General features: G+C 74.1%; 15 protein-coding genes. 9 read left to right on the top strand and 6 right to left on the bottom strand.

Annotation, left to right across the window (positions count from 1 at the left end; all coding sequences use genetic code 11):
* The first annotated feature begins 52 nt into the window (after positions 1–52).
* The gene (gene treY, locus ACFUK0_RS18085; RefSeq protein ID WP_380251218.1) at positions 53–2,569 is read left to right on the top strand and encodes a malto-oligosyltrehalose synthase; all 2,517 of its coding nucleotides are present in this window, start codon (positions 53–55) and stop codon (positions 2,567–2,569) included.
* A complete protein-coding gene (gene treZ / locus ACFUK0_RS18080) occupies positions 2,566–4,299 on the top strand; it encodes a malto-oligosyltrehalose trehalohydrolase (RefSeq protein WP_380251216.1) in 1,734 nt (577 codons plus the stop codon). Before treY ends, treZ begins: the two co-directional genes overlap by 4 nt.
* Positions 4,300–4,325: 26 nt before the next feature.
* On the opposite strand, the gene ACFUK0_RS18075 is transcribed toward treZ, so the two are convergent.
* The gene (locus ACFUK0_RS18075) at positions 4,326–5,219 is read right to left on the bottom strand and encodes a transketolase family protein (RefSeq protein ID WP_380251214.1); all 894 of its coding nucleotides are present in this window, start codon (positions 5,217–5,219) and stop codon (positions 4,326–4,328) included.
* Positions 5,220–5,263: 44 nt separating this feature from the next.
* Positions 5,264–5,965 (bottom strand): transketolase, encoded by a 702-nt coding sequence (locus tag ACFUK0_RS18070; protein ID WP_380251212.1) that lies wholly within the window; start codon positions 5,963–5,965, stop codon positions 5,264–5,266.
* A gap of 54 nt (positions 5,966–6,019) precedes the next feature.
* Between ACFUK0_RS18070 and soxR the strand changes: the two genes are divergently transcribed.
* The 5 genes from soxR (at position 6,020) to ACFUK0_RS18045 (ending at position 13,708) form a co-directional block, all read left to right on the top strand.
* Entirely contained in the window at positions 6,020–6,511 is a 492-nt protein-coding gene (gene soxR / locus ACFUK0_RS18065) for a redox-sensitive transcriptional activator SoxR (protein WP_380251210.1), read from the top strand.
* Positions 6,512–6,892: 381 nt separating this feature from the next.
* A complete protein-coding gene (locus ACFUK0_RS18060; RefSeq protein WP_380251208.1) occupies positions 6,893–8,260 on the top strand; it encodes an MFS transporter in 1,368 nt (455 codons plus the stop codon).
* Positions 8,250–9,773, top strand: a complete 1,524-nt coding sequence (locus ACFUK0_RS18055) for a pyridoxal phosphate-dependent decarboxylase family protein (RefSeq protein ID WP_380251206.1) — start codon at positions 8,250–8,252, stop codon at positions 9,771–9,773. Before ACFUK0_RS18060 ends, ACFUK0_RS18055 begins: the two co-directional genes overlap by 11 nt.
* A 234-nt stretch (positions 9,774–10,007) precedes the next feature.
* Positions 10,008–13,244 (top strand): penicillin acylase family protein, encoded by a 3,237-nt coding sequence (locus ACFUK0_RS18050; protein ID WP_380251204.1) that lies wholly within the window; start codon positions 10,008–10,010, stop codon positions 13,242–13,244.
* Positions 13,245–13,321: 77 nt separating this feature from the next.
* Complete coding sequence (locus tag ACFUK0_RS18045; RefSeq protein ID WP_380251202.1) at positions 13,322–13,708, top strand: VOC family protein; 387 nt, start codon at positions 13,322–13,324, stop codon at positions 13,706–13,708.
* A 33-nt stretch (positions 13,709–13,741) separates the two neighbouring features.
* Here the strand turns inward: ACFUK0_RS18045 and coaE are convergent, their stop codons facing one another.
* Together coaE and ACFUK0_RS18035 are read right to left on the bottom strand one after the other, a co-directional pair.
* Positions 13,742–14,332, bottom strand: coding sequence for a dephospho-CoA kinase (gene coaE, locus ACFUK0_RS18040; RefSeq protein ID WP_380251200.1), 591 nt, complete (start codon positions 14,330–14,332; stop codon positions 13,742–13,744).
* Between the two features lie 79 nt (positions 14,333–14,411).
* Positions 14,412–15,053 carry an MBL fold metallo-hydrolase gene (locus ACFUK0_RS18035; RefSeq protein WP_380251198.1) on the bottom strand — a complete coding sequence of 214 codons (642 nt, stop codon included), beginning with the start codon at positions 15,051–15,053 and terminating at the stop codon, positions 14,412–14,414.
* Between the two features lie 62 nt (positions 15,054–15,115).
* Between ACFUK0_RS18035 and ACFUK0_RS18030 the strand changes: the two genes are divergently transcribed.
* Together ACFUK0_RS18030 and ACFUK0_RS18025 are read left to right on the top strand one after the other, a co-directional pair.
* Positions 15,116–15,544 carry a MarR family winged helix-turn-helix transcriptional regulator gene (locus tag ACFUK0_RS18030; RefSeq protein ID WP_380251196.1) on the top strand — a complete coding sequence of 143 codons (429 nt, stop codon included), beginning with the start codon at positions 15,116–15,118 and terminating at the stop codon, positions 15,542–15,544.
* Between the two features lie 103 nt (positions 15,545–15,647).
* Positions 15,648–15,791, top strand: coding sequence for a hypothetical protein (locus tag ACFUK0_RS18025; protein WP_380251194.1), 144 nt, complete (start codon positions 15,648–15,650; stop codon positions 15,789–15,791).
* A 22-nt stretch (positions 15,792–15,813) separates the two neighbouring features.
* On the opposite strand, the gene ACFUK0_RS18020 is transcribed toward ACFUK0_RS18025, so the two are convergent.
* Complete coding sequence (locus ACFUK0_RS18020) at positions 15,814–18,015, bottom strand: MMPL family transporter (protein WP_380251192.1); 2,202 nt, start codon at positions 18,013–18,015, stop codon at positions 15,814–15,816.
* 330 nt (positions 18,016–18,345) lie between these two features.
* Positions 18,346–19,836: a 30S ribosomal protein S1 gene (gene rpsA / locus ACFUK0_RS18015; protein WP_380251190.1), complete on the bottom strand. Its 1,491-nt coding sequence runs from the start codon at positions 19,834–19,836 to the stop codon at positions 18,346–18,348.
* Between the last annotated feature and the right edge of the window lie 307 nt (positions 19,837–20,143).

The following is a 20,143-nucleotide window of genomic DNA, read 5'->3' as shown; positions in this document are numbered from 1 at the left end:
TTCGCGCGACATCGGGCCATAGCCGCGGGCTGCGGCGGGTAGGTATAGGTCCATGACCTCACCCGCCGAGCCCGCGCAGCCACGCCCGGCCGGTGACGGCCGGGCGCACACGGTCCAGGCCCCCACCGCCAGCTACCGGCTCCAGCTCCAGCCCGCCTTCACCCTGCACGACGCCGCCGCCGCCGTGCCGTACCTGGCCGCGCTCGGCGTCTCCCACCTGCACCTGTCCCCGCTGCTGGAGGCCACCGCCGGCTCCACCCACGGCTACGACACCGTGGACCACAGCCGGGTCAGCGAACAGCTCGGCGGCGAGAACGCCCTGCGGGAGCTGGCCGCCGAGGCCCGCCGCCACGGCCTGCGGCTGATCGCCGACGTGGTGCCCAACCACATGGCCGTCCCCGTCCCCGAACAGCTCAACCAGCCGCTCTGGCACGTGCTGCGGGACGGGCCCGACTCGCCGTACGCGCGCTGGTTCGACATCGACTGGGCCGCGCACCCCGGCCCGGTGGACGCCCCGGACCGCGGCCGGCTGCTGCTGCCGCTGCTCGGCGGCCGGCTCGGCAGCGTCCTCGACGAGCTGGCGGTCGACGGGGACGTGCTGCGCTACCACGACCACGCCTTCCCGCTGCGGCCCGGCACCGAGCGGCTGCCCCTGCCCGACCTGCTGGAACGCCAGTGGTACCGGCTGGCCTGGTGGCAACTGGCCCGCACCGAGCTGAACTACCGCCGGTTCTTCACCGTGAACAGCCTGATCGCGGTGCGGGTCGAGCTGCCCGAGGTGTTCGAGGCCACCCACGGCACCCTGCTGCGCCTGCACGCCGAGGGCCTGCTGGACGGGTTCCGGATCGACCACCCCGACGGCCTCGCCGACCCGCGCGGATACCTGCGGCGCCTCGCCGACGCCACCGGCGGCGCGTACACCGTGGTCGAGAAGATCCTCACCGGCGAGGAGGAGCTGCCCGCCGACTGGCCGGTGGCCGGCACCACCGGCTACGACGCCCTGCACCGCATCGACGGCGTCCTCACCGACCACGCGGGCGCCTGCCGGCTCACCGCCGGGTACGAACGCTTCCTGGACGGCGCGGACACCCCCGGTGCGGGCCCCGGGCAGCCCTGCGCCGATCCGCACCCGGCGGTCGCGGCGGCGCGGCGCGGGCGGGCCCAGCTCACCGCCGAGCGCGGCGAGCTGGCCGCCGAGGTGGACCGGCTGGCCCGGCTCGCGGTCCGGATCTGCGCCGAGGAGCCGGCCCTCGCGGACCACGCGCCGTGGGAGCTGCGCGAGGCCCTGCACCGGATACTGACCGGCTACCCCGTCTACCGCCCGTACGTGCGCCCCGGCGAGCCGGCCCCCGAGGCCGCGGCCGAGCAGCTGCGGGCCGCGCTGGAGCTGGACGGCGGGCCTGCCGGGGCGCAGCGCGGCGGCGCGCTCGACCTGGTGGCCGGCCTGACTCTCGGACGGCTCGGCGGCAGCCCGGCGAAGGACGAGTTCTGCGTCCGCTTCGCGCAGACCGCCGCCGCCGTCGCCGCGAAGGGCGTCGAGGACACCGCCTTCTACCGCTTCAACGCGCTGACCTCGCTCAACGAGGTCGGCGGCGAACCCTCCCGGCCCGGTGTCCCGCCGGCCGACTTCCACGCCTGGTGCGAGCACGTCGAGCGGCACTGGCCGCACACCATGACGGCGCTCTCCACCCACGACACCAAGCGCAGCGCCGACGCCCGCGCCCGCCTCGCCGTCCTCGCCGAGCAGCCGCAGCTCTGGGCCGACGAGGCGGCCGCCTGGACGGCGGCGGCCGGCCCGTGCCCGGACCGCAACAGCGCCTGGCTGCTCTGGCAGACCCTGGTCGCCGCCTGGCCGATCACACCCGAGCGCCTGGTCACCGCCCTGCTCAAGGCCGCCCGCGAGGCCAAGCTCCAGACCTCCTGGACGGCCCCCGACGCGGCCTACGAGCAACAGCTCACCGACTACGCCCGCGCGGTGTACGCCAATCCCGGGCTGCTGCCGCGGATCGAGGGCTTCGTGGCGGCCAACGCCCCCTACGCCCGGGTGAACACGCTCTCGGCGGCGCTGCTGCACCTGACCGTGCCGGGCGTGCCGGACGTCTACCAGGGCAGCGAGGAGCCGCTGTACACCCTGGTCGACCCGGACAACCGCGGGCCGGTCGACCTCGGTGCGCTGGCCGTCCGGCTGACCGACTCCCCGGCCGACCGGCCCGCCGACCTCGCCCGCGAGAAGCTGCACCTCACCGCGACCGCCCTGCACCTGCGGCGCGAGCGCCCGCTCGGCCGCTACCGGCCGCTCGGCGCGCACGGGGCGGCCGCCGGCCACCTGCTGGCGTTCCGGCGCGGCGAGGACGTCGTCACCGCCGTCACCCGGCTCCCGTACGGGCTCGCGCAGGCGGGCGGCTGGGGCGACAGCACCCTGGAGCTGCCGGCCGGCGACCTGCCGTGGACGGACCTGCTGACCCTGCGCGCCTTCCCGGCCGGGCCCGTCCGGACGGCCGAGCTGCTGGCGCAGCACCCCGTCGCCCTGCTGACCCGCCCGCCGTCCCACCCCGAGGAGCACGTGTGAGCCGGTACGAGGTCTGGGCCCCGGAGGCCGCTCTGGTAGAGGTGGAGGTGGAGGGCAGCAGGTTCCACCTGGAGCCGGCCCCCGGGCGGCCCGGCTGGTGGCACGGCACGGCCCCGGCCGGGGACTACGCCTACCGCCTGGACGGCGGCCCGCCGCTGCCCGACCCGCGCTCACCGCGCCAGCCGTCCGGCCCGGACGGGCCCAGCCGCGCCGTCGACCACGGCGCCTTCCGCTGGTCCGACACCTCGTGGCGGGGCAGGCCGCTGCCCGGCGCCGTCCTGTACGAGCTGCACGTCGGAACCTTCACCCCGGCCGGGACGTTCGACGCGGCCGCCGAGCGGCTGGACCACCTGGTGGAGCTCGGCGTCGACTTCGTCGAGCTGATGCCCGTCTGCCCGTTCCCGGGGCGGCACGGCTGGGGCTACGACGGCGTCTCGCTCTGGGCCGTGCACGAGCCGTACGGCGGGCCCGAAGGACTGAAGCGCTTTGTCGACACCGCGCACCGCAAGGGCCTCGGCGTGGTGCTGGACGTGGTGCACAACCACCTCGGCCCGTCCGGCAACCACCTGCCCGCCTTCGGCCCGTACTTCACCGACCGCCACCACACCCCCTGGGGCTCGGCCGTCAACCTGGACGCCCCCGGCTCCGACGAAGTCCGCGCCTACCTCATCGGCAGCGCGCTGGCCTGGCTGCGCGACTACCGGATCGACGGGCTGCGGCTGGACGCGGTGCACGCCCTGGCCGACGACCGGGCCCTGCACTTCCTGGAGCAACTCGCCACGGAGGTGGACCGGTTGGCCGTCACCACCAACCGCCCGCTGTTCCTGGTCGCCGAATCCGACCGCAACGACCCGCACACCACGACGCCACGCGACGCCGGCGGACAGGGCCTGGCCGCGCAGTGGAGCGACGACTTCCACCACGCCCTGCACACCGCGCTGACCGGCGAGTCCCAGGGCTACTACGCCGACTTCGCCGCCGCACCGTTCGCCACCCTCGCCAAGGTGCTGACCCGGGGGTGGTTCCACGACGGCGGCTTCTCCTCGTTCCGCGGCCGCAGCCACGGCCGCCCCTTCCCGCCGTCCCGCGGCCACCGGCTGCTCGGCTACCTGCAGACCCACGACCAGATCGGCAACCGGGCCCTCGGTGACCGGCTCTCCGCGAGCCTGGCCCCGGGCCGGCTCGCCGCCGGCGCCGCCCTGGTGCTCACCTCGCCGTTCACGCCGATGCTGTTCATGGGCGAGGAGTGGGGCGCCGGCACCCCCTGGCAGTACTTCACCGACCACACCGACCCGGCCCTCGCCGAGGCCGTCCGCCGCGGCCGGCGCCGGGAGTTCGCCGAGCACGGCTGGCAGGCCGAGGACGTGCCCGACCCGCAGGCCCCGCAGACCGTGCACGTCTCCACCCTCGACTGGGGCGAGCCGGCACAGCAGCCGCACGCCGCACTGCTCGCCTGGTACCGGCTGCTGCTCCGGCTGCGGCGCACCCATCCGGAGCTCTGCGACCCGGACCTCGCGGCCGTGCGGGTGGCCCACGACGAGGAGCGGCGCTGGCTGGTGGTGCACCGGGGCCCGTACCGGGTCGCGGTCAACCTCGGCGACGCGGACCCGTGCCCGGTGCCGCTCGGCGCGCCGTACGCCGAGTCGCTCGCGGTGTTCGGGAGCTGCGAGCCCGACGGGGAGTCACTGCTGCTGGGGCCCGACAGCGCGGCCGTGGTGCGCACCGGCTGACCGCGCGCCCGGCCCGCGGCGCGCCCTCACCACAGGAAGGACATGAACCGGTCGCGCAACGAACGGGCGTCCAGCCCGTAGGCGACCAGGTGCTCGGCGACGGAACCGTACTGGCGGTGCTCGGCGCGCGGCACGCCCAGGCCGAGCACCCGGTGCGGGAGGGCACTGAGCGCCTCGTGGGCCTCCCGGTCGGAGGTGCCCGCGAGGTACGGCTCGACGATCACCACGTCGGCGCTGCCGCCGACCGCCGACCGCAGGCCGGGCGCGTCGAACGGCCGGACGGTGGTCGCGTAGAGCAGCGTGACGTCGAGCGTCTCGGTGGCCTCCAGCACCGCGTCGAGCATCGGCCCGACGGCCAGCACCACGCCGCCGCGGCCCTTGCGGACGGTGGTGAAGCGCCCCGGCTCCCCCGTCACCGCAGCCGCGTTCTGCTGGGCGGAGAGCCTGACGTAGACGTTGCGGTCGCCGTCCGCCACGGCGTGCCGCAGCAGCCGCTCGGCCTCGTCGGGGTGTCCGGGCACGTGGACCGTCCAGTCGGGCAGCGTGTCCAGCAGGGCGACGTCCCCCGGCGCCATGTGGGTGCGGCCGCCGGCCGGCCAGTCGTAGGAGCCGGCGGCGCTGACCAGCACCGCGCCGACGCCCTGGTGGACCAGGTCCAGCTTGACCTGCTCGAAGGGCCGCTCGATCAGGAAGCTGGCGAAGGTGTGGGCGATCGGGCGCATGCCGGTCAGCGCCAGACCGCCGGCCGCGCCGATCAGCAGCTGTTCGCGGATGCCGACGTTGACCACCCGGTCGGGGTGCCGGGCGGCGGCCGGCGCGAAGCCGGCGGCGCTGACGTCGGCGAGCACCACGGCCAGGCGCGGGTCCTCGTCGAGCAGGCGGGCGGTGATGTCGAGGAAGCGGTCGCGCATGGTGTCCATCGGTGAGTCCCTCGGTGAGTGGTTCAGCGGGTCCGGCAGAGGTACTACTTGGGCTCGACGCGGGCGACGACCACGTGCGGGCGCCCCGGGTGCGGCGCGGTGCAGGCCGCGTACAGCGCCTCGTGGTCACGCCCGTCGACCGTCACCGCCGACCACCCCTCGGCCTCGAAGCGGGCCGCGATGCCGCCGCGCCAGCCGTGCGTCGCCGAGGAGTTGTCGATCACCACGGCGTGCAGGCGCTCCAGGCAAGCCGCCCCGGCGAAGGCCATCGCCTCGTGGTTGGAGCCCTCGTCGAACTCGGCGTCGCCGAGCAGCACCCACACCGCCGGGCCGTCCAGCCCCTGGGCCCGCAGCCCCAGCGCGCTGCCCACGGCGAGCGGCAGGCCGTGCCCGAGCGAACCGGAGCTGATCTCCACCCCGGGGACGAGCAGCCGGTCCGGGTGGTGGCCGAGCGGCGAGTCGTACGCGCCGAAGCTCGGCAGCACGTCCGGGGAGAGGAAGCCCTTCGCCGCGAGCACCGCGTAGTAGGCCATCGGACCGTGGCCCTTGGAGAGCAGGAACCGGTCGCGGTCCTGGCGCCCGAAGGTGCCGGGGCCCACGTCCAGCACCCGGTCGTAGAGCACCCAGAGGGCGTCCAGGGTGGAGGTGGCGGCGGGGCCGTGCTTCTCGTCGCCGGTCATCAGGCCCATCAGCGCGGGCAGGTCGGCGAAGCCGTACCGCCGGGCAGGTGTCTCTGCGGTGGTCATGGGAGGATCGTGCAACTTGAAGCCGACTTCAAGTCAAGCGCTACAGTGGCCGCCATGGGACCGCACCGCCACGACCGCCTGACCATCGGCCAGCTCGCCGAACGCAGCGGCCTGGCCACCTCCGCCCTGCGCTACTACGAGAAGCTCGGCCTGATCCACGCCGAGCGCACCGCCGGCGGCCAGCGCCGCTACCCGCGCGCCACGCTGCGCCGGGTCGCCTTCGTCCGGGCCGCCCAACGGGTGGGCCTGTCACTGGACGAAGCCCGCACCGCACTGGACCGGCTGCCCGAGGACCGCGCGCCCAGCAGCGCCGACTGGAGCGGCGTCGCCCGCTCCTGGCAGACCCGGATCGACGAGCAGATCGCCGAGCTGGAACGCCTGAAGGCCAAACTGACCGGCTGCATCGGCTGCGGCTGCCTCTCCGTCTCCCGCTGCGCGCTCTACAACGCGGGCGACCGCGCGGGCGCCGCCGGCCCCGGCGCCCGCTACCTGCTCACCCGCGACCCGAGCACCGGCCCGGAGCCCCGCGGTCCGGTCACCGAGTAGCCCGCGACCGCACGCGAAAGCACACCGAGGACTGGGACGGCCCTTGTCGTCTGGCCTGTTCTCGTTCATGATCTGCTGCATGTCAGGCGTCCCCGCAGCCCCGAACACCCCCGCGCACCGCACCGGTGCGCGAGGCGGCTGCCCGGCGCCGCGCCGTACGCGCTCCTGTTGACCCTGGCCCGCCCCGGCGCCCGGTGACGTCCGTCTCCCGTGGCCCCGCCGCCCCGGACAGCTCCTGCGTACCGGGCCGGCTCCCGTCCCTTTCCGGTGTGCGCCCACCGCGCCACCCCCGTCGAGGAGTCCCATGCCCGGCAACCAGTTCACAGAGCACCGGGCCCGGGTCCGGCCCCGCCGGCCGGCCACCGCCGCCGGCGGGTCACGATGAGCACCGCCGGCGCCGCCCCGCCGCTGCCCCGTTCGGTCCGGATCGGCTACGGCCTGGGCTCCCTGTGCACCGGCGCCTTCGGGACCGTCCCCGGGCTGATCCTGCTCTACTACCTGACCAACGTGCTGGCCGTCCCCGCCGCGGTGGCCGGCGCCGCCGTGTTCCTCCCCAAGGCCTGGGACGTGCTGATCAACCCGCTGGTCGGGGCGGTGTCGGACCGCAGCACCTGGCGGGCCGGGCCCCGCCGGCCGTTCCTGCTGATCGGCGCCTGCACGCTGCCGCCGCTGTTCGCGCTCGTGTTCGCCGCACCGCCGCTGCGCGGCGCGGCCGCCGCCGGCTACGTCGCCGTGATGTTCCTGCTGGCGGCCACCGCCTACGCGCTCTTCCAGGTGCCCTACGTCACGATGCCGGCCGAGATGACCGCCGACCGCACCGAGCGCGGCCGACTGCTGGGCTGGCGGGTGGCGTTCCTCGGCGTGGCGATCCTGCTGTCCGGAGCGGTGGCCCCGGCCATCGCGCACGCCGACGGCGACACGCCGTCGAGCTACCGGCTGATGGGGCTGGCGGTCGCGGCCCTGCTCGCGGCCGGCATGTTCGGCGCCTGGCACACCACCCGGCGGGCGCCGACGGTCGCCCGCAGCGAGGCGGAGCCGTCCCTGCGGGCCCAGCTCGCCGCCGCGCGCGGCAACCGCGCGTTCCTCTTCCTGGTCGGCATGTGGACGACGCAGGCACTGGCGATCGGCGTGATGCTCGCCGGCGTGCAGTACTTCGCGACGTACACGCTGGGGTCGGCGAGCGCCGTCACGCCGCTGTTCGCCTTCATGATCGGCCCGCTGGTGCTGGTCATGCCGCTGTGGAACCGGCTGGCCCGCAGCCGCGGCACCGGCTACGCGCAGTGGTGCGCCTCGCTGCTGTTCCTCGCCGGGGCGGTGGCGATGGCGCTCACCTCCCAGGCCGGCCCCGCCCTCGGCTACCTGGCCGCCGCCGTGGTCGGGATCGCCTACGCGGGGCTCCAGTTGCTGCCGCTGACGATGCTCGCCGACACCCTCGCCGCCGACACCGCCCGGACGGGCCGGCAGCGCGCCGCGACCTTCACCGGCCTGTGGACGGCCGCCGAGACCCTGGCCCTCGCCCTGGGCGCCGGAGTGTTCGCCGCCGTGCTGGCGCTCAGCGGCTTCCGCGCCTCCGACGCCGACCACCCGGTGGCGCAGCCGGCCTCCGCCCTGAGCGCCATCACCGTCGGCATGGGCGTCGTTCCCGCCGTCCTCGCGGCCGGCAGCCTGTGGCTGCTGCGCCGCTACCGCGAGGACCCGACCACCACCGACATCCCTACTCCTGAGGACGAGACCGCCCGTGTCAGCTGACCCCACCCCCACCGCCGCACTGCCGGCCGGCGTCCCGGCCGGGGACGTCCTGGCGGAGCTGCGCGCCCTGCGCGGCTCCGACGCCCCCACCCGGGGCGGCCGCACCTTCGCCTACGTGTACGACGCGGGCCTCGACGGCCTGGACGAACTCGCGGCGGCCGCCTACACCGCGTACGCCACCGTCAACGGCCTGGACATGACGGTCTTCCCGAGTGTCGCCCGGCTGGAGAACGACCTCGTCCGGGCGGCCGCCGCGCTGCTCGGCACCCCCGGCACGCAGGGCACGTTCACCAGCGGCGGCACCGAGAGCATCCTGCTGGCGGTCAAGACGGCCCGCGACCACGCCCGGGCCACCCGCGGGGTCACCGACCCGGAGCTGGTGCTGCCCTCGACCGCCCACGCCGCGTTCCACAAGGCCGCCGCCTACCTCGGGGTACGGCCCGTGGTGGTGCCGGTGGACCGCACCACCTACCGGGCCGACGCGGCCGCCACCGCCGCCGCCCTCACCGACCGCACCGTCCTGGTGGTCGCCTCCGCGCCGAGCTACGCGCACGGCGTGATCGACCCGGTGGCGGAGATCGCCGCGGCCGCCGCCGAACGCGGCGTGCTGTGCCACGTCGACGCCTGCATCGGCGGCTGGATCCTGCCCTACCTGCGGCGGGCCGGCCGCGAGATACCCGCCTTCGACCTGTCGGTGCCGGGCGTCACCTCGCTCTCCGTGGACCTGCACAAGTACGGCTACGCGGACAAGGGCGCCTCGGTGGTGCTCTACCGCGACGCCGAACTGCGCCGCCACCAGTACTTCGCGCACGCCGGCTGGCCCGGCTACCCGGTCGTCAACCCGACCGTGCAGGGCACCAAGTCGGGCGGACTGCTCGCCCAGGCCTGGGCGGTGCTGCGGCACGTCGGCGAGGACGGCTACACCGAGCTGGCCGGCCGGGTCGCCGAGGCCTCCGACCGGCTCCTCGCCGGGCTGCGGGCGGTGGACGGCGTGCGGGTGCTGGGTGAGCCGGCGGCGGGCCTGGTCGCCTTCACCCTGGTCACCGACGACGGTACGGGCGGCGGCACCGGCGACGGCGACGCCGCTGCCGACGCGCGGACCCCGGACCTGAGCCTGCTGCTGCACCTCGCCGACGAGATGCGCGAACGCGGCTGGTACCTGCAGCCCCAGCTCTCCTACGACGGCCTGCCGCCCAACCTGCACCTGACCCTGACGCCGGCCACCGTCGGCCAGGTGGACGCGCTGCTCGGCGACCTCGCCGAGGCGCTGAAGGCCGCCCGGGCGCTGGCGCCGGTGGCGGTCGACCCGGCGCTCGCCGAACTGGCGGCGGGCCTGGACCCGGCGACCCTCGGCCCCGAGGAGGTGGCCGGCGTGCTGGCCTTCGCCGGACTCGACGTCCAGGCCGGGCTGCCGGGGCGGATGGCACCCGTGCTGGTCCTGCTGGACGCGCTGCCGGGGCCGCTCAAGGAGCGCCTCCTCGCGGAGTTCGTCGGCTCGATCTTCCGGATCTGACCTCCTGCCCGCACCCCGCCCCGCCCGCCGCGACCCGGCCGGCGGGGCGCGGTATTTTCCGGGCCATTCGCCCGCATCCGGCAAACTGCTGTGCCGTCATATGCATTCCATGAATGGCATGTTGCGTTCACATGGCAGGGGGAGCCGGAGATCTACCGGTGCGTAGCCGCCGGGAGCTAGCGTTCGCGTGCACCCCGATCGCCGGTGCGTCCCCCGCCCCAGGAAGAGGCCCAGGTGCCCCCTGCCCCGTCCGCCCGACGCCGCTCGCGGCCCCGGGCCGTCCTCGTCTCCGCGTTCGCCGCGGCGGCCCTGCTGCTCACGGCCACGGCGGCGCCGCCCGCCTCGGCGGCCGGTGCCAACGGCCCGGTACCCGCAGCGGGCGACCCCTGCCTCGGCCAGTGCCAGGACATCCTGACCGCCGGCGAGAACGGGCACGCCACCCTGGCCGGGATCCTGCTGCACCAGAGCGTCGGCACCCGGCCCGCGCACTCCGCCGACCAGATCGAGGCCTACGACAACCTGCTGCACGACTACTCCGGCCTGACGGACGACCAGCTGTCCTCGTACTTCAACGACGCCTCGTTCGGGGTCGCGGCCGGCCAGGTCGAGAGCACCCTCTCCCCCCGGCAGGGCGTCACCATCACCCGGGACAAGGCCACCGGCACCCCGCACATCAAGGGCGTCACCCGCTCGGACACCGAGTTCGGCGCGGGCTACGCCGCCGGGCAGGACCGGCTCTGGCTGATCGACGTGCTGCGCCACGTCGGCCGCGGCGAGCTCTCCTCGTTCGCGGGCGGTGCGGCGGGCAACCGCTCGCTGGAGCAGAGCCTGTGGAGCGTCGCCCCGTACACCGAGGCCGACCTGCAGCAGCAGCTCGACCGGGTGCGCGCCACCGGCGGCCGGGGCGCCCAGGCGTACCAGGACATCCAGGACTACGTCGCCGGCGTCAACTCCTTCATCGCCGCCGACCTCGCCGCGTCGAACTACCCCGGTGAGTACGTGCTGACCGGCCACGGCTCGACGATCCAGAACTTCACGGCGACCGACGTGGTCGCGATCTCCTCCGTGATCGGCGCGATCTTCGGCGGCGGGGGCGGCGGCGAGGTCGAGAACGCGCTCGCCAAGCTGGCGTTCGAGAACCGCTACGGCGTGGCGGACGGCGACCGCGCGTACGCCGCCTGGCGGGCGCAGAGCGACCCCGAGGCCGTGTCCACCGTGCACGACGGCACGTCCTACCCGTACGCGAACTCGCCGGCCGCGCCGGCCGGCGTCGCCGTCCCGGACAGCGGGTCGGTCACCGCCTACCCGCACGCCCAGGGCGGCACCGGAACGGCCGCGACCACCGCCGCCGCCACGGCCACCGCTGCCGCCGCACCGGCCGCGACGGCCGCCGAGGGGGTCCTTCCCGGCGACCTGATCACGGCGAGGAAGGGCATGTCCAACGCCCTGCTGGTCTCCGGCGCGCACACCGCCTCCGGCCACCCGGTCGCCGTCTTCGGACCGCAGACCGGCTACTACGCGCCGCAGATCCTGATGGTCCAGGAGCTCGACGGGCCGGGCCTGCGCACCCGGGGCGCCTCCTTCCCCGGGCTGAGCTTCTACGTGGAGATCGGCCGCGGGCTCGACTACTCCTGGAGTGCCACCTCCGCCAACCAGGACATCACCGACACCTTCGCCGTCGAGCTGTGCGAGACCTCGGGGGCGGCGCCGACCACCGCGTCCCGGAGCTACCTGCTGCACGACGTGTGCACGCCGTTCGACACCCTGTCCAAGCACAACGCCTGGAGCCCCACCACCGCCGACGCCACCGAGGCCGGCGCCTACGACCTGGTGACCCTGCGCTCCGCGTACGGGCTGGTCAGCCACACCGGCACGGTCGGCGGCAAGCCCGTCGCCTTCACGGCGCTGCGCTCCACCTACCGGCACGACCTGGACTCGGTGATCGGGTTCCAGCAGTTCAACGACCCGGCGGCGATCACCTCCGCGCAGACCTTCCAGCAGGCCGCGCAGAACGTCGGCTACACCTTCAACTGGTTCTACGCGGACGCCGACCACACCGCCTACTACAACTCCGGCACCGACCCGGTGCGCGCCGCCGGCACCGACCCGGACCAGCCGATCCTGGCCCGGCCCGGCTTCGAGTGGCAGGGCTGGGACGCCGCGGCGAACACCTCCGCCGTCCTCCCCCCGGCGCAGCACCCGCAGTCCGTCGACCAGGACTACTACGTCAGCTGGAACAACAAGCAGGCGCCCGGCTTCGCCTCTGCCTGGGGCAACGGCTCCGTCCACCGGGCCGACCTGCTCGACCAGCGGGTCGCCGCCCTGACCCAGCGCGGCGGCGTGACGCGCGCCGGCCTCACCAAGGCGATGGAGGACGCCGCCAACGTCGACCTGCGGGCCGACCAGGTGCTGCCGCAGATCCTCCAGGTGATCGACTCCGCGCCGGTCACCGATCCGGCGCAGGCCGCCGCCGTCGCAAAGCTCCGCGCCTGGCTGGGCTCCGGCTCGCACCGCCGGGAGGCCGCCAAGGGCGACGGCGTCTACGCCGACGCCGAGGCCGTCCGGATCCTGGACGCCTGGTGGCCGCTGCTGGTCGAGGGCGAGTTCAAGGGCACGCTGGGCGACGACCTCTACCGCGCGCTGGCCGCCGTCGCACCGGTCAACGAGTCGCCGTCGGGCGGCCAGCTCGGCTCGGCCGGCCCGGGTTCGGGCATCGCCGCCGGCGAGGCGCACAAGGGCTCCGCGTTCCAGCACGGCTGGTGGTCCTTCGTCGACAAGGACCTGCGGGCCGTCCTCGGCCGCCCGGTCGCCGGAGCGCTGGACCGGACGTACTGCGGCAACGGCTCGGCGGCCGCCTGCCGGCAGGTGCTGCTCTCGACGCTGGGCACCGCCGCGGCGACCCCCGCGGCCCTGACCTACCCCGCCGACAAGTACTGCGGCGCGGGCGACCAGGTGTGCGCCGACTCGATCGTGCACCGGGCGATGGGCGGCATCACCGCGCCGCGGATCGCCTGGCAGAACCGGCCCACCTACCAGCAGGTCGTCGAGTTCCCCGCCCGGCGCACCGACAACCTGGCCAACCTGGCCACCGGCGCCAGGGCAACCGCCTCGGACTACCAGGACGCGATCATCGTCTCCTACCCGCCCGGCAAGGCGGTGGACGGCGACACCTCCACCCGCTGGGCCAGCAAGACGGTGGCGACCGCGTGGATCAGCCTCGACCTCGGCAGCGCCCGGCAGGTCGGCCGGGTGGTGCTGAACTGGTCCGACCAGTACGCGAAGTCGTACCGGATCGAGGTCTCCTCGGACGCGAGCAGCTGGCGGACGGTCTACAGCACCACGACCAGCCGGGGCGGCGTGGAGAACCGCCCGTTCGCCCCGGTGACCGCACGCTACGTCCGGATCACCGCCCTGGAACGGGGTACCGACAACCGGTACTCGCTGAACGAGATCGGCGTCCACTCGCGCTGATCCCGCCCGCCGGGTGGGCCGGCCCGCTGCCGCGACCGGCGGGCCGGCCCACCCCACGGCTGTGGCACGATCTCCGGATGGCACATATCGGACTCACCACACTGCTCGTCCGCGACTACGACGAGGCGATCGCCTTCTACGTCGGCGCCGTCGGCTTCGAACTGCGCGAGGACTCCCCGCGCGGGGACGGCAGCCGCTGGGTGGTCGTCGCCCCGCGCGGCTCCCGGGAGACCGGCCTGCTGCTGGCCCGGCCGGCCAGGCCGGAGCTGCAGGCCAGGATCGGCGACCAGACCGGCGGCCGGGTCGGCCTCTTCCTCCACACGGACGACTTCGAGGCCGACCACCGGCGGATGACCGCCGCCGGGGTCACCTTCCTGGAGGAACCCCGCTACGAGCCGTACGGCACGGTCGCTGTCTTCGAGGACCTCTACGGCAACCGCTGGGACCTCATCCAGCCGCGCTGACCGCCTGCCGGGCGCCCCGGCACCCCCGGGGCGTCAGCGGGCCGTGAGCTCGTCCCAGACCTGACGGACCCTGGGGGCCAGCGCGTCCAGCGGGCCACCGTTGTCGATCACCAGGTCGGCCACCGCCAGCCTGGCCTCCCGGGTGGCCTGGGCCGCCATCCTGGCCTTCGCCTCCGCCTCGGCCATGCCGCGCAGGCGGACCAGCCGGTCCAGGCGCACCTCGTCGGCGGCGTCGACCACGACCACCAGGTCGAACAGCGGGCCGAGGCCGTTCTCGGCGAGCAGCGGGACGTCGTGCACGACCACGGCGTCCGGTGCTGCCGCCGCCTCCAGCTCGGCGGACCGGGCGCGGACCAGCGGGTGGACGATCGCGTTCAGGGCCCGCAGCCGCTCCGGGTCGGCGAACACCAGCGCGCCGAGTGCCGGGCGGTCCAGCGAGCCGTCGGCCCGCAGCACCTGCGGGCCGAACTCGGCGGCCACCGCCCTGAGGCCCTCGGTGCCGGGGGCGACCACCTCGCGGGCGATCAGGTCGGAGTCCACCAGCACCGCGCCGTACGAGGCGAGGAGGCGGGAGACCTCGCTCTTGCCCGCGCCGATCCCGCCCGTCAGTCCGATCTTCAACATGGCGCCAGGCTATCGGGCCCGGTCGGCGGCGTCAGCCCGCCGGCCCTTGCCCGCCGGCCCGGTCCGTCAGCCCGGTCCGTCAGCCCAGGTCCAGCTGCTCGCCGGAGGCCAGCTGCCGGTACGGCGCACCCGTGCCCGGGCCGCCCTCGCCGAGCAGGCGCCCGTAGAGCTGCTGGCCGACGTCGCTGAGCACCGCCTCGTGGATGGCGACCGCCCGGCCGGGCCCGGCCGCGCGAACGTAGTCGATCATCTCGGAGGCCTTGCTCCAGGGCGCGCCGGCCGGCACCAACAGGGTGTCGACCGCGTGCGGCGGCAGGGTCAGCGCGTCCCCCGGGTGGAACAGCCGGCCGTCGACGGTGAAACCGATGTTGCCGACCCGCGGGATGTCCGGGTGGATCACCGCGTGCCACTCGCCGTGCACGGTGACGCCGAGGGAGCCGACCTCGAAGGCGTCTCCCTCGCCGACCACCGTGACGCGCTGCCGCACGCCGTCCAGCTGCGCGGCGACCGAGGCGTTCGTCCAGACGTGCAGGGCCGGGTCCGCCTCCAGGGCGGCCCGGAGCCGCGCCTCGACGAAGTGGTCGAAGTGCTCGTGCGTGATCAGTACGGCGTCCACGCCGGCGAGGGCTTCGGGCTCGGTGAACATGCCCGGGTCGATGACGAGGGTCACGCCGTTCTGCTCCAGGCGGACGCAGGCGTGGCCGAGCTTGGTGAGGATCATGCCGAAAACAATACAGCAGAACTGTACAGTTCTGCTGCAGGCCCGACGGGTAGGCTTGTCCCATGACCTCTTCACCGGCAGCCCCCGACCCGCTGGAGCTCGCCGCGGACCTGCGCACCGCGATCGGCGGCCTGGTCCGCGCCCTGCGGGCGGACGACGCCCTGCCCCAGAACCAGGCGGGGGTGCTCGGCCTGCTGGTCCGCGAGGGCCCGCAGACCACCAGCGACCTCGCCGCCCGGCAGCGGGTCCGGCACCAGTCGATGGCCCGCACCGTCAGCCTGCTCACCGGGGCCGGACTGGTCCGCCAGGAGCGGCACGCCACCGACGGCCGCAAGCTGCTGGTCGCCGCCACCGGCGCGGGCACCGACGCCCTGCACGCCCAGCGCGCCCGCCGGGAGGCCTGGATCGCGGCGGCGATCACCGAGCGGCTCTCCCCCGAGGAGCAGTCGGTCCTGCGGCGGAGCGTCGAGCTGCTGTCGCGCCTCGGCTGACGCCCGCGCCGCCGGGCACTACGGCGTACGGGTGACAGGGGGTTTCCGCCGGGGCGGCCACGCGTTGGACCGGGCACACCGCACCGCTCCAGGAGGAACCGTCGTGACCAAGGCCCGGAACACCCTGCTCGTCGCAGCCACCATGTTCGGCCTGCTGATCGCCGGCGCCGGCCCGGCCGCCGCCGTGTGCAGCAGCGTCGGCGCGCTCGCCGGCCTGGCACCGGGCTTCGGCAACGCCTGCCACTGATCCGCGGCCGGGCGCCCGGCGGTCAGCGCTCGGCGCCGACTCCGGCCGGTTGCGCGTCCGGCTCGGCGACGGCCCCGTCCGCCGGGCCGCGCTGCGCCGGGACGACACCCGGGCCGAAAACTGCCACCGGCGGCAGTTCCATGTGCTCGCTGAGCCCGAACCGCCGGTGCAGGCGGCGCAGCGGGGCCGGCGCCCACCAGTTGAACTCGCCGAAGAGCGTCATCGCGGCCGGTACCAGCAGGCAGCGCACCAGGGTGGCGTCCACCGCGACCGCGACCGCGAGGGCGATCCCCATCTGCTTGACCATCAGCATGTCCCCGGCGGCGAAGCCGGCGAAGACGATCACCATCAGCAGCCCCGCCGAGGTGATGATCTTCCCGCTGCGCTGGAGCCCGAGTTCCACCGCCCGGGTACAGCTGTGGCCCCGGTCGCGCAGTTCCTTGATCCGGGCCAGCAGGAAGACCTCGTAGTCCATCGAGAGCCCGAAGGCGAACGCGAAGACCAGCACCGGGATGAACGTCTCCAGGCCGCCGACCGGGGTGAAGCCGAGCAGCCCGCTGAACCAGCCGTCCTGGAAGACCAGGGTGAGCGCCCCGAGCGAGGCCCCCAGTGACAGCAGGTTCATCAGCAGGGCCTTGACCGGCATCACCACCGAGCCGGTCATCAGGAAGAGCAGGATCAGCGTGCCGACGGTGACCAGGCCGAGCGCCCACGGGCCGCGGCTCAGCAGCTCGTCCTGGAAGTCGACGACGGACGCGGCGCCGCCGGTCACGTAGGTGGTGAGCCCGGCCCGGTCGGCGCGCAGCTCGTGGACGACCTGCTTGGCGGCGCCACCCTGCGGGTCGCCGGCCACCAGGACGTCGACGGTGGAGAGTCCGTCCCCCACCGCGGTCACCGCCCGCACCCCGCTGACGCCCGGCAGCTTCGCCACCACGTCGTCGGCGTACGCCTGCGCCACCGGCGCCCCGGCCCGGACCACCACGGTGACGGGCGCGGCCGAGACCTGCGGGAAGCGCTGGTCGACCGTCTCGGCGACCTGCCGGCCCGCCGAGGAGGCGGGCAGCACCGCGGCGCCGGAGTTGCGCATCTCGGCGTGCGCGAACGGCGCGCCGGCCGCGACCAGCAGCGCCGTGCAGGCCAGCGCGACCGGTACCGCGCGGCGGCGCACCCGGCGCACCGTGCGGCTGAAGAAGCCCTCGTCGGGCACCGGGGCGGAGGGGGCCTTGATCCGGCTCCCGGCGAAGCCGAGCAGGGCGGGGATGAGCGTCAGCGCGGCGGCGACGGCGATCACCACCACACTGACCCCGGCGGCGGCGACGGCGCCCAGCACGGGGCTGGTGAAGACGAAGAGGCCGGCGAGCGCGACGGCGACGGTCAGCCCGGAGAAGGCGACGGTGCGTCCGGCGGTGGCGGCGGTGCGCTCCACGGCGGCGGCGATGCCGGCGCCGTGGCCGCGTTCCTCGCGGAAGCGGTTGACCATCAGCAGGGCGTAGTCGATGGACAGTCCGAGGCCGAGCACGGTGGCGATCGGCAGCACGCTGGTGTCGATGTCCATGATCCTGCTGAAGCCGAACATCGCGAGCAGGGCTCCACCGACGGAGGCGACGGCGCCGATCACCGGCAGGCTGGCGGCGGCCAGGCCGCCGAAGACCAGCACCATGACGATCAGGGTGAGCGGCAGGGTGACGATCTCGCCGAACCGGGTGTCGCTCGCGGTCTGCTTCTTGACCTCCTGCTGGAGGACGAGGTCGCCGCCGACGGTGACGTGCGCGCCGTCGGCCGAGATGGCGGACAGGCGGTGGGTGACGGTGTCGAGCTGCGCGTTGGTGCTGCCGTCGGCCATCCGGACGGTCACCAGGCTCGCGTTGCCGTCGGCGGAGCGCAGGGCGGCGCCGGCGCCGGGGCCGTAGGTGTCGGTGGCGGAGGCGACGCCCGGCAGGCCCGCGATCTCGGCGGTGGCCGCCGTGACGGCGGCCTTCACCGCCTGGCCGTCCACCGGTGTGCCGTCCACGACGGCGGTGACGGCTCCCTTGGCCGGGTCGGCGGCGGTGACCACCGCGCCGCCCCGGTCGGACTCGGAGCTGCCGGCCGCGCCCGCCACGGTGCCCTCGAAGACCCGTCCGCCGATCAGTACGCCGACCACCAGCACCACGGCCCACAGGCCCAGTACCCAGCGCCGGTGCCGGAAGCAGAACCGCCCGAGGGCGGCGAGCCGGCCGTGCACCCGGGGAGGGTGCGGTGCGGGGGCGTCGGGTGCAGGAGCGTCCGTGGTCACTGCGGGGCTTCGGCGCATATGCAGGGGGTGCCTTGCGTCTGGGGCCGGATGGGGCCCGTCGGGCAACTCACCCCAAGGTAGGCGCTAAGACTTGAAAGGCCCATAAGGGGAGGATGAGCCCCTTATCACATAATCCCTTCACATAATGACCGCATAAGGACATCGGAGGCCAAGGGCCGTCGGACGCACGAAACCCCCGCCCGGGAACCCGGGCGGGGGTTTCGTGTCAGCCGGTTCGGCTCAGTGATCGCTCACCGGAGCCTCTGCGGGGGCGAGAGCTCAGCTCTGGCCGCCGGCCAGCTTCTCGCGCAGTGCGGCAAGCGCCTCGTCCGAAGCGAGAGCGCCGGAGCCCTCGTCGCTGCTGGAGGAGTACGAGCCACCGGCGGCGGCGGCGACGGCGTCGCCACCCTCGGCGATGGCCTCGGCGTCGGCCTCACGGCTCTTGATGACCTGGGCCTGGTGCGCCTCGAAGCGCGACTGCGCCTCGGCGTACTGGGCCTCCCACGCCTCGCGCTGCTTCTCGAAGCCCTCGAGCCAGTCGTTGGCCTCGGGGTCGAAGCCCTCGGGGTAGATGTAGTTGCCCGCGTCGTCGTACGAGGCAGCCATGCCGTACAGGGTCGGGTCGAACTCGGCCGCGGCGGCGTCGCCACCGAGGGCCTCGTTGGCCTGCTTCAGCGAGAGGCTGATGCGGCGGCGCTCGAGGTCGATGTCGATGACCTTGACGAAGATCTCGTCGCCGACCTGGACGACCTGCTCCGGGATCTCCACGTGGCGCTCGGCCAGCTCGGAGATGTGGACCAGACCCTCGATGCCCTCGTCCACGCGGACGAACGCACCGAACGGAACCAGCTTGGTGACCTTGCCGGGGACGACCTGGCCGATCTGGTGCGTCCGGGCGAACTGCTGCCACGGGTCTTCCTGGGTCGCCTTCAGCGACAGGGAGACACGCTCGCGGTCCATGTCGACGTCGAGAACCTCGACGGTGACCTCCTGGCCGACCTCGACAACCTCGGAGGGGTGGTCGATGTGCTTCCAGGAGAGCTCGGAGACGTGCACGAGGCCGTCCACGCCACCCAGGTCCACGAAGGCACCGAAGTTGACGATGGAGGAGACGACGCCGGAGCGCACCTGACCCTTCTGCAGGGTGGTGAGGAAGGTCTGGCGGACCTCGCTCTGGGTCTGCTCCAGCCAGGCACGGCGGGACAGGACCACGTTGTTGCGGTTCTTGTCCAGCTCGATGATCTTGGCCTCGAGCTCCTTGCCCACGTAGGGCTGGAGGTCGCGGACGCGGCGCATCTCGACGAGCGAGGCCGGCAGGAAGCCACGGAGGCCGATGTCGAGGATGAGACCACCCTTGACGACCTCGATGACGGTACCGGTGACGATCCCGTCCTCTTCCTTGATCTTCTCGATCGTGCCCCAGGCGCGCTCGTACTGTGCGCGCTTCTTGGACAGGATCAGACGACCCTCCTTGTCCTCCTTCTGGAGAACCAGGGCCTCGATCTCGTCGCCGACCTTGACGACCTCGTGCGGGTCAACGTCGTGCTTGATCGAGAGCTCGCGGGAGGGGATGACACCCTCGGTCTTGTAACCGATGTCGAGGAGAACCTCGTCACGGTCGACCTTCACGATGATGCCCTCGACGATGTCGCCATCGTTGAAGTACTTGATGGTCTCGTCGATCGCCGCGAGGAATGCCTCAGCGTCGCCGATGTCGTTGACCGCAACCTGCGGAGTGGTGCTGAGGGAGGAGTCGGTGGGGCTCGTCATTAGGAAAAGGGCTCCGGTACGGACATGAAGTCGTAGGTAATGCCACGCGGAGGGCCCGTATCGCTCCCACCGAAAGCCGGACAGCCAGAGACACGGCGCACCGGAAACTCCCGAGGATCCGGGAATCAAGGTGTCCGTCTTGCGACCGTGGGGTCTTCGACAGATGCGAGCGCGACCTGCTCCGTCCGAGGCGCGCAGGCCCGCAGCGCAACTTGTAGCATACGGGGACAGCCAGGCAGGGTCAACGCCAACAGTGGCGAGACGGTCGAGGCCGCTGTGGATCAGGCCATATCCTCGCAATCGCGCC

The organism is Kitasatospora sp. NPDC057223 (assembly GCF_042669755.1).
In the GTDB taxonomy this organism is placed as follows: domain Bacteria; phylum Actinomycetota; class Actinomycetes; order Streptomycetales; family Streptomycetaceae; genus Kitasatospora.
This window is presented reverse-complemented; position numbering and strand designations above follow the sequence as displayed.